General features: G+C 72.7%; 11 protein-coding genes. 5 read left to right on the top strand and 6 right to left on the bottom strand.

Annotated features, from left to right (window positions below; translation table 11 throughout):
• Position 1 precedes the first annotated feature (1 nt).
• Entirely contained in the window at positions 2-589 is a 588-nt protein-coding gene (locus TA3x_RS07320) for a Uma2 family endonuclease (protein WP_435019760.1), read from the top strand.
• The gene (locus TA3x_RS07315; RefSeq protein WP_435019758.1) at positions 589-1,500 is read left to right on the top strand and encodes a cobalamin-binding protein; all 912 of its coding nucleotides are present in this window, start codon (positions 589-591) and stop codon (positions 1,498-1,500) included. Before TA3x_RS07320 ends, TA3x_RS07315 begins: the two co-directional genes overlap by 1 nt.
• Before the next feature lie 10 nt (positions 1,501-1,510).
• On the opposite strand, the gene TA3x_RS07310 is transcribed toward TA3x_RS07315, so the two are convergent.
• From TA3x_RS07310 to TA3x_RS07290, 5 genes are all read right to left on the bottom strand, one after another.
• On the bottom strand, positions 1,511-2,515 hold the full coding sequence (locus TA3x_RS07310; RefSeq protein WP_435019756.1) for a polyprenyl synthetase family protein: 1,005 nt from the start codon (positions 2,513-2,515) through the stop codon (positions 1,511-1,513).
• Between the two features lie 2 nt (positions 2,516-2,517).
• A complete protein-coding gene (gene moaC, locus TA3x_RS07305) occupies positions 2,518-3,045 on the bottom strand; it encodes a cyclic pyranopterin monophosphate synthase MoaC (RefSeq protein ID WP_435019754.1) in 528 nt (175 codons plus the stop codon).
• 65 nt (positions 3,046-3,110) lie between these two features.
• On the bottom strand, positions 3,111-4,697 hold the full coding sequence (locus TA3x_RS07300; RefSeq protein ID WP_435019752.1) for an ArnT family glycosyltransferase: 1,587 nt from the start codon (positions 4,695-4,697) through the stop codon (positions 3,111-3,113).
• Positions 4,698-4,855: 158 nt separating this feature from the next.
• A complete protein-coding gene (locus tag TA3x_RS07295) occupies positions 4,856-6,079 on the bottom strand; it encodes an aldo/keto reductase (RefSeq protein WP_435019750.1) in 1,224 nt (407 codons plus the stop codon).
• 200 nt (positions 6,080-6,279) lie between these two features.
• Positions 6,280-6,762 (bottom strand): DinB family protein, encoded by a 483-nt coding sequence (locus TA3x_RS07290; protein WP_435019748.1) that lies wholly within the window; start codon positions 6,760-6,762, stop codon positions 6,280-6,282.
• 216 nt (positions 6,763-6,978) lie between these two features.
• On the opposite strand from TA3x_RS07290, the gene TA3x_RS07285 reads away from it, so the two are divergent.
• Positions 6,979-8,442, top strand: a complete 1,464-nt coding sequence (locus TA3x_RS07285; protein WP_435019746.1) for a sulfatase — start codon at positions 6,979-6,981, stop codon at positions 8,440-8,442.
• Between the two features lie 397 nt (positions 8,443-8,839).
• Here TA3x_RS07285 and TA3x_RS07280 read toward each other — a convergent pair whose 3' ends face one another.
• Positions 8,840-10,834 (bottom strand): S8 family serine peptidase, encoded by a 1,995-nt coding sequence (locus TA3x_RS07280; RefSeq protein ID WP_435019744.1) that lies wholly within the window; start codon positions 10,832-10,834, stop codon positions 8,840-8,842.
• 346 nt (positions 10,835-11,180) lie between these two features.
• Here TA3x_RS07280 and TA3x_RS07275 point away from each other — a divergent pair, with 346 nt between their 5' ends.
• Both TA3x_RS07275 and TA3x_RS07270 read left to right on the top strand, forming a co-directional pair.
• Complete coding sequence (locus tag TA3x_RS07275) at positions 11,181-14,903, top strand: PVC-type heme-binding CxxCH protein (protein ID WP_435019742.1); 3,723 nt, start codon at positions 11,181-11,183, stop codon at positions 14,901-14,903.
• Between the two features lie 50 nt (positions 14,904-14,953).
• The gene (locus tag TA3x_RS07270) at positions 14,954-15,805 is read left to right on the top strand and encodes a hypothetical protein (RefSeq protein WP_435019740.1); all 852 of its coding nucleotides are present in this window, start codon (positions 14,954-14,956) and stop codon (positions 15,803-15,805) included.
• Positions 15,806-15,847: the final 42 nt, after the last annotated feature.

Raw genomic sequence — 15,847 nt, 5'->3', positions numbered from 1 at the left:
CATGAGCACCGCGACCCGGATCACCGTCGAGCAGTACATGGCGATGGCGGACCGCGGCGACTTCGACCCGCCCCACCATCGCGTCGAATTGATCCGGGGCGAGATCGTCGCCAAGGATACGGGAAGTGACGCGGGCCCGAGCAACGCCCCGCACAACGGCACGGTCATCGCGATGACGATGTGGTGTGCCAAGATCGTCCCCGATCGGGTCGACCTGAGCGTCGGGCGAAACGTCGATATCGCCGAACTGGACAGCATGCCCGAGCCCGACATCACCTGGCTCGCCGCGCGGGATTACACGCTGGCGTTGCCCACGGCGGCCGACATCCTGCTGGCCATCGAGGTCTCGGATTCGAGCCTGAGGCGGGACCGGCGGGTCAAGGCGCCGCTCTATGCGGAGGCGGGGATCCGGGACTACTGGATCGTGAACGTCCCGGGGCGGTGCGTCGAGGTCTTTCGCGACCCGGTGGGCGGCGTTTATCGAGAGATGACGACATTCAAGGCGGGTCAGGACGTCCCGGTGCTGCGGTTCCCGGAGATCGTCCTGCCCGTGGGCCGGATCTTCCCGGCGACAACGAACGAGGGGTGATGATGCGAATCGTGAGCCTGCTGCCGTCGCTCACCGAGCTGGTCTGGGCCCTGGGCCGTGGGGAGGACCTGGTCGGGGTGACGCACGAGTGCGACTACCCGCCGGAGGTCGTCGGCCTGCCCACGCTGACCGCCAGCCGGATCCCGGCCGCCGCCACCAGCGCGGCCATCGATGCCCTGGTGGCCGAGGAACGCGGGAGCCTGTACGACCTCGACGCCGATCGCCTGGCCGAGCTGCGGCCCGACCTGATCCTGACGCAGGAGCAGTGCGACGTCTGCGCCGTGAACGAGAAGACGGTGCGGCGCGTGGCCGCGACCCTGCCGGGGAACCCCCGGGTCGAGAGCGTGAACCCGCTCTGCCTGGAGGACCTGCACGCCATGTTCCGGATGGTCGGCGACCTCCTGGATGCCCGGCCCGCCGCCGAGGTGGTCGTCGCCCGCTTCGAAAGGACGGCCCAGGAGATCGCCGAGCGGCGCGAGGGGCTGGGCCGGCCGCTCGTGCTCCAACTCGAATGGCTCGACCCGCCGTTCTGCTCGGGGCACTGGAATCCCGAGATCGTGGACCTCGCCGGGGGCGTGGAGGTCATCGGCCGGGCCGGCGCGGCCTCGCGGCGCATCGCCTGGGACGAGATCGCGCGGGGCGACCCCGACCTGATCCTGCTGGCGCCGTGCGGGTTCCCCGTCGAAAGGACCGAGGCCGAGCTGGCCGACGCCCTGGCGTCCGGGCCGATCGGCACCCTGAGGGCCGCGCGGGAGGGGAAGATCGCCGTGACCGACGGCTCGGCCTATTTCTCCCGGCCCGGCCCCCGGCTGGAGGAGAGCCTGCGGATCGCCGCCGCGGCGATCGACCCGGATCGGTGCGGCGACCTGGCCCCCGAGGGCTCGTGGCGTTTCATCCCGCCCCGGGCCTGATCCCGGTGGCTCAGGCCGAGCGGCGGACGACGTGGTAGGTCAGGGATTGGAGGACCGCCCGCGACGGCGAGTCGGGGACGAGGTCCAGGACCTGGGCGGCGCGGGCCGCGTAGGCCTTGGCCTGCTCCCAGGCGTAGTCCAGGGCGCCCGAGGCTTCCAGGCGGGGGCGAAGCTCGCGGCGGAACTCGGGCGAGGCGTCCCCGAGGCGGTGGCGGAGGTCGTCGGCCTCGGCCCGGGGGAGGGTGGCCAGCAGGCGGATCAGCGGGAGCGTCAGCTTCTGCTTTTCCAGGTCGGTGCCCAGGCTCTTGCCGGTGGCCCGTTCCTCGCCCCAGATGTCCAGCACGTCGTCGGCGATCTGGAACGCCACGCCGAGGTCGCGGCCGTAGTTGTCGAACGCCTCGACCACCTGCTCGGACGCCCCGGCATAGTGGGCCCCGAGCCGGCAGGAGACGGCGGTCAGCTCGGCGGTCTTGCCCCGGATGATGGCGAAGTAGGCGTCCTCGTCCAGGTCCAGGTTGCCCCGGTTGTGGACCTGCTGCATCTCCCCCTCGCAGACCAGGTTGGTCGCGTGGCCGATCCAGCGGCAGGCCAGGGTCGTCTCCAGCGACGCGGCCAGGTGGAAGGCGTGGGTGAACAGGTAGTCGCCCATCAGCACGGCGGCCTCGTTGCCCCATTCGGCGTTGACCGTGGCCGCGTGCCGCCGGACCAGCGACTCGTCCAGGATGTCGTCGTGGACCAGCGTCGCGGTGTGGACCATCTCCACGACGGCCGCCAGCACAGGGTGGGCCGGGCGGACGCCGCCGCAGGCCTTCGCCGTCAGCAGCACCAGGGCCGGGCGGAGCCGCTTGCCCCGGAAGTCGGCGCAGTGGTCGACGAGATGCTGGACGAACGGGTGCCGGCTGCCCAGCTCGGCGGCGAACACCCGCTCCGCCTCGGCCATCTCGGCGGCGATCGGGGCATACAGGGCCTTGAGCTTGCGGCCGGTGTCTTCGGCCTGAGACGCAGCGCTCGCCATCTTCATCCCCTTTCCCGATCGGGTCCGACGCCGCCCGGAGCATCCTGGTCGCCGGGGGCCTCACGCCGATACTCGCCACCCCGCCCGCCGATCTTCCGCTCCAGGCAGACCCGGTCGATCGTCATCGACCGGTCGACGGCCTTGCACATGTCGTAGATGGTCAGTGCGGCGACGGAGACGGCCGTCAGGGCTTCCATCTCCACGCCGGTCCGGCCCACGATCCGCGCGGTCGCCTCGATCCGGACCGTCGCGTCGTCGATCGCCTCGAAGGCCAGCTCCACGCCGTCCAGGCCCAGGGGGTGGCACAGCGGGATCAGGTCGCCGGTCCGCTTGGCCGCCATGATCCCGGCCAGCCGGGCCACGGCGAACACGTCCCCCTTGGCCATCGCCCGATCCCGGATCAGCGCCAGGGTCGCCGGAGCCATCCGCACCAGCCCGCTGGCGGTGGCCTCGCGGGCGGTCGCACCCTTGGCCGATACATCGACCATCCGCGCCCCGCCCCGGGGATCGAAGTGCGTCAGGTCCCCCATCGTTGCCCTTCCCGCCAACATTCAATTCGTTCTGAAACCAATTATAAGGCAACTGGCGAGGCTGGCTAGGGGGAAGCGTTTTTTCGGGCGCGGAGCAGGCAGGACAGCCAAACGCCTTGCCGGGCCCGACGTTCCACGACGAGGTCGCGGCCCAGGCGGTCGCGGACGGCGGGGGGCCAGTAGGCCTCGCGACGCGAGACGACCAGCCATTCGGCGGTGGCGGCCCCGTCCTGGTCGGCCATCACGGTCGGGATCCGGGCCAGGGCGCGGGTGGTGGAGAACGCCCCTTGCTGGGGGGCGAGGGTCGGCGCCATCGCGGCGGCCTCCCCGGCGCGGGCCTCGGCGGCCAGCCGATCGAGCAGGGTCCGGTCGACGGCGTCGCCCCAGTAGGTCAGCTCCAGGCCCAGCCGTTCGGCCCCCGGCAGGCCGCCGACCAGGGCGTTGTAGTAGCTCAGCCCGAACGGGTGGAGCGCCACCACCCCGTAGCCCTGGGCCAGCACCAGCCCCGCCAGCCCAACCCGGGCCTTCCGCCCCGCCCGGCCCCACAGGTCGGCGAACCCCAGGCCGATCAGGATCGCCCACAGGGGGAACGCCGCCAGGAACAGCCGCTCGCCGTCGTAGACCGGGGCGTTGGTGCTGAACACCGCCAGGAACACCAGGATCGACCCGGCCAGCAGGAGCGGGAACGGGTCGGCCCGCCGCCCGCGCCAGCCCCGGATCAGCCCCCAGCCTCCCAGCAACTGGAGCCCGACCGGCACCGTGGCCAGGAAGTAGACCCACGGGTAATGCCAGGGGAGGTCGCGATCGGCGTAGGCCGTGCCGAAGTAGAGGGCGCGGATCGAGATCCGCTCGACCCCGGTGCCCAGGTACGCCGACCACCGCGCCAGGGTGTCGTGCCAGAGCCAGGGCCAGCCCGCGACGAAGGTCGCCAGCCCGACGCCGGTCCAGGCCACCATCGGCCCGAACGCCCGTTTCGGCCCGAGCCGCGCGACGGCCCAGGCCAGGACGATCGGCGGGAGGAACCAGGCCTGTATCTTGGTCAGGAGGGCCAGCCCCCACGCCACCCCGGCCAGGGCCATCAGGACCGAGGGGCGACGCGACTCGACGGCCCGCGCCGCGGCGATCAGCGCGGCGGCCCAGGCGGCGGCGATGAAGGTGTCGAGCGCACCGAGGTGGGCGTGGGCGAACGCCCGGGGCATGATCGCCAGCCCGACGCCGGCGACCAGTCCCGCCCCCCTGCCCCATCTCCGCCCGGCCTCGGCCGCGACCAGCCCGACCAGCAGCCCGAACACCAGCGCCGGCGCGACCCGACCCGAGGCGACATAGGTCCCGGTCGGGTCCGGCCCGCCCCGGAGGATGATCTCGATCGGCTCGAACGCGGTCGACGCCAGCCCCAGCAGCCATCGCCCCAGGGGCGGGTGCTCGGCGTTGTCGCGGTACACCGCGTCGCCGACGGCCCGGTCGAAGAATCGCACCCCCTTCGCCCGGAGGGTCGCGACGTAGTTCCGCCCCGGCCGGACGTCGAGCGGCTCGTCCACGGTGATCCCCGGCCCGTCGATCGTCAGCAGCACCGCCATCGCGGCGGCCACCCCCAGCCCGATCGCGATCCGGCGCGAGGTCCATGAGGGTCGGAACGGGGCGGTCTCCGGCATCTGCGTCGCATCCTCGGCCTCGGGCGTCACCCGGCCGCGATCCTACCACGACGGCGGGGATCCCGTCAGGCCGGGCGATCCCCCCTTCGTCCTCGGATCGCCGGGCCGGCCGGGCCGCGCGACGCGGCGACCGATCCGGGCCGGCGACGCCCCTAGGCTCATCCCAGGAGCCGGTGGGCGTCCCGCAGCTTGGCGGGGATGTCGATCCCCTGCACGCAGGCCGGCAGGCAGTCGCCGCAGCCGATGCAGGCCGTGCCGTTCTTGGTCGCGGAGGCGTAATCCTTCCGGGCCCGGTCGAGTTCGTGATAATCCCGGGCGTAGCGCTCATAGCGGAAGATGTCCGCGACGGCGATGTGCTCGGGGCAGCTGGACACGCACTGGGCGCACAGCAGGCAGGTCAGCCCCTTGTTGTAGCCAGACAGCAGGCCGAGGGTCGCCCGGTCCTGGGGCTTCATGGCCAGGCTGGCGGCCGCGCCGAAGTTCTCCCGGAACTGGTCGAAGTTCTTGGTCGCGATCACCGCCCCGGTGAGATTCTCGTTCGATCGCAGCCACTTGACCATGGCCGCGCCGGCGGTGCTGCCCGCGTACTTGGGGTCGGCCAGCAGCCTCTTGAACTTCTCATCGCTGGCGGCGCGGCCCACCCCGCCCATGGTCTTCATGGCGATGGTCGCGATGTCCTTCTTCTTCGCCACCTCGATCCACTCGGCCACCTCCTTGCGGTCGCCGTGGGTGTAGAAGAACTGGGTCGCGTCGTAGGGCTGGTTGTCGGCCAGGTAGTCCAGGATCTCCCAGGCCATGCCCCCGCCGGGGAGGTTGTTGTAGTGGTGCTGCGAGATGGCCAGGTGCTTGACCAGCCCCTCCTTCTTGAGCCGCTCGAACGCCCGGACCATGCCGGGGTTCTGCTTCGCCTCGTCGATGGAGTGGTAGCCGAAGTGGAACTTGAAGACGTCGTAATAGCCGACGCCCGACTCCTTCAGCCGATCCTTGACGAACTGGTAGTGCTGCTCCTCGTCGATGCGGCCGCGGTTGTGGTCCCCGCCCACGCGGTCCACGACGCATTCGAGGTAGTACGACTCCCGGGGCTGGGCCTTGAGGGCGGGCGGGAGCGTGTCGGCGTTCCACCGCTGGGCCTTGTGCCAGTAGTTGACCCCGGCATTGACCGCCCGGGGGATCAGCTCCTTCGGCCAGTCGGACGCGCCGATGAGCCAGCCGATCTCCAGGCCGGTGCGGCCGTATCGCCTGCTGGGCAGCTTGCCGGGGGCGGCCTTCTCGTCCGCCGCCGCCGACGAAGCCGGCACGGCGGCGACGCTCGCCGCGGCCACGCCGGTCGCCCCGAGCCGCATCATGTCCCGCCGGGAAAGGTTCTGCGCACCATCACACACGGGCGTCCTCCCTTCGACCTGAAGATCAAGCGTGGAATGCGGCTCGGTCCCCGCACCTGGGGCCAGTCTACCGGGCGGCGGTCGCGGCCAACAACCGATTTCGCCCGCCGATCGCCCGGTTGATCGGATCGGCTTTCGGGTCGGAAAGATCCACCCGTTCGGCCTCCGGGGGAGAAATGCCGATCGGGTCGACCCCGGATTCAGGCCGGCTCCCAGCAGCCAAGGAGCTTCCGGACGATGACCATCTGCCCCACGTGGTAGGCCGTGTGGTCGACCACCAGGAGGATCTCGCGCAGGTAGGTCTGGTCGGTGCCGTGCGGCGTGACGGCGTTCAGGTCGACCCGGGCGTCGCGCGCCAGCGATTCGAGCCGGGCGCGATCCTCCCGCACCGCGGCGACGCTCCGATTCCAGGCCTCCGGACCGGGCGGCTCCGGCGAGGCCGGCCAGTAGCCCGCCGGCCATACCTTCTCGTCGTACGGCCCCGAGAGCGAGAAATCCAGGATGTCTCGCTGCACGATGCGGATGTGTTCCAGGAGTTCCCAGGGGGAATGGGCGAGGCCCGCCGGTCGGGCCCCTCGCAGGTGCGGAGGCAGGTCGCTCACGGCGTCGTCGAAGGAGGCATGCGCCTCCGACCAGCCGAGGGAACGGGCCAGCATGCCTCGGGTTGCCGGATCGACGGACATCCGCGCCTCCTTGGATGTTTCTCGACGAGGTTGAGGTTCGACCGCGGTCGCGTGCTCAGCGATGATTCTAGGCATGGCCCCGTGAGCCTGGCGAGCCGTCGGCCGCAATCGCGGGTCGTCCCGGAAGTCACGGACTTTTTCCCGCGGGTCGGGTAGCCTGGGGTGCGAAGGCCGGACGGTGACGATCGGCCGGGGTCCACTTCCCAAGGAGCGACGATGAAGCGATTGGCCCTCACCCTGGCGGCGCTGGCCTCCCTGGCCGGCGACGCGGATGCGGACGCCCCGGGCAGGCTGAACGTCCTGTTCATCGCGGTGGACGACTTCCGGCCGGCGCTCGGCTGCGTCGGCGACCCGCACGCCCGGACCCCGAACATCGACCGGCTCGCCGCGCGCGGGACGGCGTTCTCCCGCGCCTATTGCCAGCAGGCGGTGTGCAGCCCCTCCCGCTCGTCGCTCCTGACCGGTCGGCGGCCGGACTCGACGCGGGTCTTCGACCTGGTCACGCACTTCCGCGCGGCGTTGCCGGGCGTCGTCACCCTGCCGCAGCATTTCAAGCAGCACGGCTACTCCGCCCAGGGCGTCGGCAAGATCTTCCACGACGGGTACGACGATCCGCCCTCGTGGAGCGTGCCCCATGAAAGGACCCGGGGCGCCAACTTCGGCCCCGAAGGCCGCAAGCTGTTCGCCGACCTGCGGGAACGGGCCCGGGCCTCCGGCGAGGAGGCGTCGCGGGTGCGCGGGCTGCCCGTCGAGGCGCCCGACGTGCCCGACGAGTCGCTGAACGACGGCTGGACCGCCTCCCGCGCCGTCGAGATCCTCAAGCAGCGGGCCGGCGATCCCTCCCCCTTCTTCCTGGCGGTGGGCTTCATCAAGCCGCACCTGCCGTTCGTCGCCCCGAGGCGCTACTGGGACCTGTACGACCCGGCCCGGCTGCCCGTCGCCGACTCGCCCGAGCCGCCGCGGGACGCCCCGGCGTTCGCACCCCAGTTCGGCGGGGAGTTGCGGCAGTATCACGGCGTCCCGAAGCAGGGCCCGATCCCGGAGGACCTCGCCCGCAGGCTCGTGCACGGCTACTACGCCGCGGCCAGCTACATGGACGCGCAGGTCGGGCGGGTGCTCGATGCGTTGCAGCAGGAAGGGCTGGCCGACCGGACGGTCGTGATCCTCTGGGGCGACCACGGCTGGCACCTGGGCGACCACGGGATGTGGTGCAAGCATACGAATTACGAGCGGGCGACCCGCTCGGCGCTGGTGATGAGCGTTCCGGGACAGAAGGCGGCGGGCCGGGCCACCGACGCCCTGGTCGAACTCGTGGACATCTACCCGACCCTGGCGGAGGTGTGCCGGCTGCCGGCCCCGGACGGGGTGGAAGGCCACAGCTTCGCCCCCCTGCTGGACGACCCGGCCCGCCCGTGGAAGGCGGCCGCCTTCAGCCAGTATCCCCGAGGCGGGAAGCCGACCGGCCCTCTGATGGGCTACGCGGTGCGGACCGACCGATACCGCTACGTCGAGTGGAGGAAACGAGGCGGCGCCGAGGTCGTGGCCCGCGAGTTGTACGACCACCGCACGGACCCGGACGAGTCCGAGAACGTGGCCGACGTCGCCGCGAACAAAGCGATCGTGGCGGACCTGGCCGGCCGGCTGGCCGCCGGGTGGCGCGAGAATGCCCCGCCCCGGTGAGGCCCCGCCAGGCCTCCCCCGCGACGGCGGAAGGCCCCGGGCCTCCGGCGTTGGGTTCGTTTCGGATCGGCCTTCCTCCGGGGGGGCGAGCCGGCGCGTTGGGTTCGTTTGGGATCGGCCCTCCGGGTGGGCGAGCCGGCGCGTTGGGTTTGTTTGGGATCGGCCCTCCTCGGGGGGGCGAGCTGGCGCGTTGGGTTCGTTTCGCCCGATACCGTCCCCGCGCGATCGGGCGGCCCGAGGCCGGGGAGGCCGGGCGAACGCCCCCACCTATCCTGGACCGGCGGGCGATGCCGGCCGATGCGCCGGGGCCCGTCCCGGCGGGCGGAAGGCCTTCCGCACGGCCGATCCGGCGGGGATCCCGCGCCATCCCCGCCGCTCACTTCGGCGCGGGGGGCGGTCAGGCCAGGACCAGGATCGACGCCCAGGCCAGGACGCCCGGGTCGGTCTTGAGGGTCGCCAGGGGGGCGGTCCGGCCCAGGTCGGCCCGGTACCAGCGGGCGACCTTGGCGGCGCGGGCCTCGGGGGAGCCCTGGAACGCCTGGATCAGGGACAGGGGCGAGGCCCCCGCCGCGAGCCGGGCGGCCCAGGGGGCGAGTTCCGCGGCCGAGGCCTCGCGGCCCGTGAACCGGGCGTACCAGGTGCCGACCAGCCCTTGCGGGCGGGCCCCGTCGCGGGCCAGGGCCTCGGGCAAGGAGAGGATGGTGGCGCGGACCGCGTCGTCGGCCAGCCCGTTCACGAGCCATCCGGCCCAGACCTGGACCCCCGGGTCGGCCTTCAGGGCGTCCAGCGGCTGCGCCCGGCCCAGGTCTTCCTGATACCAGCGGGCGACCTGGGTGATCCGCCCTTCGGGCGACGTGAGGATCGCCCGGGCGACCTGGTCGCGCGTGGCGAGCCCGGCGTCCAGCGACCCGGCCCATCCCGCCAGCCCGGACGGGTCGACGGCCCGCCCCAGCACGTCGAGGTACAGCCCAGCGACGAAACCCGCGTTGGTCCCGCCGTTGGCGGCCTTGAACTCGTCGGAGCCGAGGATCGCCGCCCGGACCGAGGCGTCGGAGACCAGGCCGGCGGCGGTGCCCGCCCGGCTGACCGTGGACTGGGAGGGCGGGGCCGATCCGGCGCCGGAGGCCAGGGCGAGGGCGGCGTCGACGATCCCGCGCGCGGCCACCAGCCCGCCCAGCCCGGGCAGGGGCTTGGCCCCGGCGACGATCCGGGTGGCCACCTGGGCGGCGTTCAGCTCGGGATAGAGGCCGATGACCAGCGAGGCGACGCCGCTGACATAGGCCGTGGCCATCGACGTCCCGGAGTAGACGGCCAGCCCCGAGCGGTCGACGCGGGGCGGCACCAGGCCGAGGATCTCCGAGCCCGGCGCGGCGATGTCGACGTTGCGGCCGTAGTTGGAGAAGCTGGCCAGCCGGCCCGACCGGTCCACGGCGGCCACGCTGATGACGTTGGCCAGCGGGTCGGTGGCGGGGTAGTTGACCCGGATGTCGTTGCTGGACCCCTGGTTGCCCGCCGCCGTCACGAACACCACGCCCCGCGCGTTGGCGAAGGCGATCGCGTCGTGGAGGGCCCGGGAATACGACCCGCCCCCCCAGCTGGCGTTGATCACCCGGGCGCCGTGGTTCACCGCGTAATAGACGGCCGAGACGGCCGTGTCGATCGTGCCGTTGCCCCGGGCGTCGAGGAACTTCAGGGGCATGATCCGGGCGTTCCAGTCGATCCCGGTCACGCCGTAGCCGTTGTTCCCCGCGGCGGCGATCACCGAGGCGACGTGGGTCCCGTGGCCGTCGTCGTCCTGGATGTCGGGCGTCCCGTTCACGAAGTTCCAGCCGTGGAGGTCGTTGGCATAGCCCCCGGCGCCGGGGGTGGGGTTGGTCCAGAGCCGGCCGGCGAAGTCCGGGTTGTTCAGGTCGATCCCGGTGTCGATGACCGCGACGATCGTGCTCGCCGATCCGGTCGAGATCGACCACGCCTCGGGGGCGTCGATGTCGATGTTGTTGGCCTGATCGAGCCCCCACAGCCGGGGGAAGGCCGGGTCGTCGGGCGTGACCCGGACGGCGGCGGGGCGGACCACCGCGTCCGCCTCCGCGTAGACCACCGAGGGCCGGGCCTCCAGCACCCGGATGGCACGGTCGCGATCGATGCCGGGACCGATCGCGATCGACCGGAGCCCGCCGGGGTAGGCCCGCATCACCTCGGCCCGCAGGGGCTTCAACGCGGCCCGGACGGATGACTCGGTGGCCGTCTCGGCGAACCGGACCAGGACCGTGCGCGAGGCATCGGGGTCGGGCCAGGGGCCGGCCGCCCGGGCGCCCCCGCCGTCCATGAGCGTCCGCGATTCGAGCGGCTCGACCCGGTTCGCGCGACCAAGGCGATGCGAGGGGCGTCTCATCGTGGCTCCGGCGTCGTGGGATGCGGCGTCTTGGTGCGGCTCGGGGCGCAGGCCGGGCGGATCGGGTCGCGGAGATCATGCGTAAGTAGGATAGCTTAACATGCGATGGGGCGTCCGCGCAAACGTCGGTCCTCCGCTTGAGGTTTTCCGGCCCGATGCCGCCTCCCGGCCGGCGGTCCGGGCCCGGCGGGCGGCGGTCGGCTTTCCCTAATGCGTGTCGGGGCCGTTCTTTGAGGAACCGATTCGGCCCCTTGTGGGGGCGCCGTTCGCCGGGCTAGAATGATCCCATCCTGGCCGGTGACCGCCCGACCGCCGCCCGACCCTCCCCGGGGAGCCCCCACCTCCGATGACGAAGTCGATTTTCGCCGGGGGCCTCCTCCCCGCGTTGCTCCTTCTGGCGGCGCCCGCCGGGCCCGCCCGCGCGGGCCTGCCGGTGGTGCCGGAAGGGTTCAAGATCCGCCTGGTGGCCAACGTCCCCGCCGTGGTCTACCCGTGCCAGGTCGCCACCGCCCCGGACGGCTCGGTGTTCATCGCCGAGGACCCGATGGACCAGGTCGGCCCGTACGAATCCGACCACGGCAAGATCCTCATCCTCCGCGACGGCAAGGATCCGCAGGTCTTCGCCGAGGGCTTCCGCGCCATCTTCGGCATGGCCTGGCGCGACGGGGCCCTCTACGTCAGCCACATGCCTTACTTGACCGTCCTCCGCGATGACGACGGCGACGGGAAGGCCGAGTCCCGCACCGAGTTGTTCAAGGACCTGGGGATCACCGACAACAAGGGGCTCAACGACCACATCGTGTCGGGCATCCAGTTCGGCATCGACGGCTACCTCTACATCTCGACGGGCGACAAGGGGATCTATCGCGCGACCGGGCCCGACGGCCGGACCGCCCAGATCGTCGGCGGGGGGACGCTCCGCTGCCGGCCCGACGGGACCGGGATCGAGGTGCTGACGACCGGCACCCGGAACCACCTGGAGCCGAACCTCGACGCCGCCGACAACCTGTTCACCTACGACAACACCGACGACGGCGACGGCTGGTGGACCCGGGTCACGCACCACGTCGACGGCGGCTACTACGGTTATCCGTACGACTACCACGACCACCCCGACCGCTTCCTCGACCGGATGGCCGAGTACGCCAGCGGGTCGCCGTGCGGCGGCATCGTCTATCGCGAGGACGCCTGGCCCGAGAGCTATCGCGGCCGGGCCATCTGGGCCGAGTGGGGCAAGCGGGCCGTCCGGGCCTTCAAGTTCAAGCAAAAGGGCGCCTCGTTCGTGGTCGAGGACGTGGCCGAGCTGGCCCAGCCCGAACCCTCGGGCGAGTTCCGTCCGCTCGACCTCGCCCTGTCCTACGACGGCAAGACCCTCTACGTGGCCGACTGGGGCATGGGCGGCTGGGGCAACAAGTCCGAGAAGGTCGGCCGGGTCTACGCCATCACCTACGACGGCCCCCTGCCCCCGACCACCCCGCGCGGCAGCGACTCCGACCCGATCGAGGCCCAGTTCGCGGCGCTCGCCCACCCCTCCTACAACGAGCGGACCCGGGCCCAGCAGGCGATCATCCGGAAGGGACGCGAGGCCCTCGGGCTCGCCGCGAAGGCCCTGGCCGATCCCGCGACCGCCCCCCTGGCCAAACGCCACCTGGTGTGGGTCGTCGACGGCATCGCCGGCGGGACGCCCGAGGCCGACGCACCGCTGATGGCCGCCCTGGACGACCCGGTCGCCGACGTCCAGGCCCAGGCGGCGAGGGCGCTGGGCGAGCGACGGCGGCCCGGTGCGCTGGCGAAGCTCCAGGGAAAGGCCAACGACTTCTCCCCGATCGTCCGGCTCCAGGTGATCATCGCCCTGGGTCGGATCGGCGACCCGGCGGCGGTCCCCACGCTCCTGCCGATCCTGGCCGACGGCGACCGCACGCTCGCGTTCTCGGCCCGGCAGGCGCTCCGGCGGATTGGGAGGTGGGAGGCGATCGCCGCCGGCCTGAACTCGCCCGACGCGAAGGTCCGCGCCGGCGTCCTGGCCGCGATGGAATCGACGTATGATGTGGAAGTCTTGAAGGCCCTGGCGCTGGCCGTGGGCGGGGGGGATGCCACGGCCGACGACCGGGCCCGGGCGGTCCAGACGCTGGCCACGGTCCACCGCAAGACGCCCCCGTGGGACGGCAAATGGTGGGGGACCCGGCCGACCAAGGGGCGGGCCCCCGCCCGCTCGATCGACTGGGAGGGGACGCCCGTCGCGCTCATCGCGGCCCGCGCCGCCCTGTCCGATCGCGAGCCGGCCGTCCGGTTGGCCGCCGTGGCGGCGGCCCGCGAGATCGACGACCCCAACGCCCGCCCGACCCTCCGCGTCCGGTTCGCGGTCGATGACGACGCGGAGGTGCGCCGCGAGATCGCCCGGACCCTGGGCGAGCTGAAAGACGCCCCGGCGGTGCCGATCCTGGTCGCGGCGATCCGCGACCCCGCCACGCCCGAGCCGGTCCGCGACGCGGCCCTGTCCGGCGTCGAGGCGATCGGCGGCCCGAAGGTCAGTCAGGCCCTGGTCGAGCTGCTGTCCGTGGCCGAGGTCGCCGCCAGCGATGCCCGGCAGGCGCAGGTCATCGCGGCCCTGGGCCGGGCGAAGGCGAAGGGGGCCGTCGAGGCGATCGGCGGGCGGCTCGCCAGCCCGAATCCGGGCGTGCGCGAGGCGGCGGCCCGCGCCCTCGGGGCGATCGGCGCGGCCGACGGCGTCGCGGAGAAGCTCCGCCCGCTGGTCGCGGACCCGGCCGTCCCGGTCCGCAACGCGGCGATCGCGGCGGTCGCGGCCCTGAAGGACCGCGGGGCCATCCCCGCCCTGATCTCGGCGGCCAACGACGAGCCGACGCGGTACGAGGCGGCGCTGGCCCTGGCGGCCCTGCCCGACCCGCGGGCCCTCCAGGTCTACCTCCGGGGCGTGTCCGACCGGAGCCAGGACCTGCGCCGGGCGTCCGCGAGGGCGATCGCGGCGATCCGCGACAAGGCGGAGCCGACCCTGGTCTCGCTCGCCGAACGCAGGGAACTGCCCCCGTCCGCCCTGCCGGAGTTGCGGCGGATATTCAACCCGCTCCGGCCGATCGCCGGGTGGCACTGGGTCGGCCCGTTCCCGATCAAGGAACGGCCGCCGGTCCCGGCCGGACAGCCGATCGACCTGGCGGCCTCGATCGCCGGGCCGGACGGGACCCCGCTGTCCTGGAAGCCGATCGAGGGCGACCCGGCGACCGGGATGGTCGACCTGGAGAAGATCCTGCCGGGCCAGTCCGAGAAGTCGGTGTTCGCCGTCGCCACCTTCACCAGCGAGACGGCCCGCCCGGCCCGGCTGGCGGTCGGGTCGGACGACACCCTGCAGGTCTGGCTCAACGGCAAGGACGTGTACAAGTTCGAGGGCTCCCGGTCGTTCAACGCCGAGGAGTCGCGGGTCGACGTCGAGCTTCGCCGGGGGGAGAACCGGATCCTGGTCCGCTGCGGCAACCACGGGGGGCCGTGGGCCTTCGCCGTCTCGGCCACCTCGGGCGAGGAGCCGGCATTCCTGGCCGGGCCGTCCGGCGGCGGGTTCGACCCGGACAAATTCCAGGCCCAGGCCCGCGAGGGACAGGGCAAGGCCGACCACGGCCGGGAGCTGTTCTTCGACCTCAAGGGGGTCGCCTGCTCCAAGTGCCACGCCGTCGGCGGCCAGGGGGGGGCGGTCGGCCCCGACCTGTCGGGCGTGGCCGCCAAGTACCCCCGCGAGGAGCTGATCGCCTCGGTCCTCTACCCCTCGGCGCGGATCTCCTCGGGCTACGAGCCGACGGTGGTCGCCACCGCCGACGGCCGGGTCTTCACCGGCCTGGTCAAGTCCGAGACCGCCGACGCCCTGGAGATCGAGGACGCCGACGCCAGGCGGACCCGCATCCCCAAGGCCGACATCGAGGAGCGCAAGGCCAGCGACCTGTCGCTGATGCCCAACGGGCTGGTCGAGGGGATCTCCGCCCGCGACTTCGCCGACCTGATCGCCTACCTGGAAACCCTCAAGGACGCGGCGGCCAACCAGGGCGCCCCCGCCCCCGCCCCCTGACCCCGGACCGAAGAAACCTCATCCCCGCATCACGGACCGAGCGAGCGACGATGTCCCAAGACGAGTCCACCGCCCCTCGCGGCAAGCGCGAGCGGAGCACCCGCTACCCCGGCGTCCCCCTGCCGGAGAGCGTGGAATTGTGCAAGTTCATCGAGGGCCACGGCCTGGACGGCCTGTCGGCCACCGACATCGCCACCGCCCTGGGCTACAAGAACATCAAGACCAACACGTTCTCCGCCCGCCTCAGCGCGGCGCGGCAGTTCGGCCTCCTGGTGCTCAAGGACGAGGGGTACACCCTCACCACCCTGGCGCGGTCGATCCTCCACCCGGTGGATCCCGGCGACATGCCCCGGCTCCACCGCCAGGCCCTGCTCTCGCCGTCGCTGTACAAGGACCTGGCCGAGCGGTTCGCCGACAAGAGGGTGCCGGACCCGGCGATCCTGGGCAACGTGCTCTATCATGATTACCAGATCATCTCCTCGGCCAAGCAGTCGGCGGCCCAGGCGTTCCTGGACTCGGCCCGCTTCGCGGGCATCCTCGGCGATGACCTGATCCTCCGCCCCCAGGGGACCGCCCCAGCGCCGGCCGCCGCCCCGACGCAGCCCGTCGCCCCGGCGGTGCCCGCCGCCGGCGCGTCCCCCGCGCCGGCCGGCCCCTCGGCCGTCGCGGGCGAGTCGCCCCGGGCCCGGTCCGCCACCAACGACGTGCGGATCGACCTCCGGCTCTGGGACGAGGACGCGGGCAAGTCGATCCGGGTCCGCGCCCCCGAGACGATGACCCCGGCCAGCTTCGACCGGCTCATCCAGACGCTCCGGCTCCACCTCCGGATCGAGGAGCCGCCCGCGCCCGGGGCCGACGACGAGCCCGAGGCCCCGGAACCCGACGACGACCGGGACGATTGAGCCCCCGATCCGCGGCCGCCACCGGCATCCATCCAGGGAGAA

This window comes from Tundrisphaera macrotermitis (genome assembly GCF_051175315.1).
GTDB lineage: Bacteria > Planctomycetota > Planctomycetia > Isosphaerales > Isosphaeraceae > Tundrisphaera.
The sequence above is the reverse complement of the archived record's forward strand: the minus strand, read 5'-3'. Positions and strand labels throughout refer to the sequence as shown.

Bases quoted from the DNA above. Each gene is read 5' to 3' on its own strand.
- TA3x_RS07270 (WP_435019740.1), top strand. From the start codon at position 14,954: ATGTCCCAAGACGAGTCCACCGCCCCTCGCGGCAAGCGCGAGCGGAGC.
- TA3x_RS07285 (WP_435019746.1), top strand. From the start codon at position 6,979: ATGAAGCGATTGGCCCTCACCCTGGCGGCGCTGGCCTCCCTGGCCGGC.
- TA3x_RS07300 (WP_435019752.1), bottom strand. From the start codon at position 4,697: ATGCCGGAGACCGCCCCGTTCCGACCCTCATGGACCTCGCGCCGGATC.
- TA3x_RS07275 (WP_435019742.1), top strand. From the start codon at position 11,181: ATGACGAAGTCGATTTTCGCCGGGGGCCTCCTCCCCGCGTTGCTCCTT.
- TA3x_RS07320 (WP_435019760.1), top strand. From the start codon at position 2: ATGAGCACCGCGACCCGGATCACCGTCGAGCAGTACATGGCGATGGCG.
- TA3x_RS07310 (WP_435019756.1), bottom strand. From the start codon at position 2,515: ATGGCGAGCGCTGCGTCTCAGGCCGAAGACACCGGCCGCAAGCTCAAG.
- TA3x_RS07290 (WP_435019748.1), bottom strand. From the start codon at position 6,762: ATGTCCGTCGATCCGGCAACCCGAGGCATGCTGGCCCGTTCCCTCGGC.
- TA3x_RS07315 (WP_435019758.1), top strand. From the start codon at position 589: ATGATGCGAATCGTGAGCCTGCTGCCGTCGCTCACCGAGCTGGTCTGG.
- TA3x_RS07280 (WP_435019744.1), bottom strand. From the start codon at position 10,834: ATGAGACGCCCCTCGCATCGCCTTGGTCGCGCGAACCGGGTCGAGCCG.
- moaC (WP_435019754.1), bottom strand. From the start codon at position 3,045: ATGGGGGACCTGACGCACTTCGATCCCCGGGGCGGGGCGCGGATGGTC.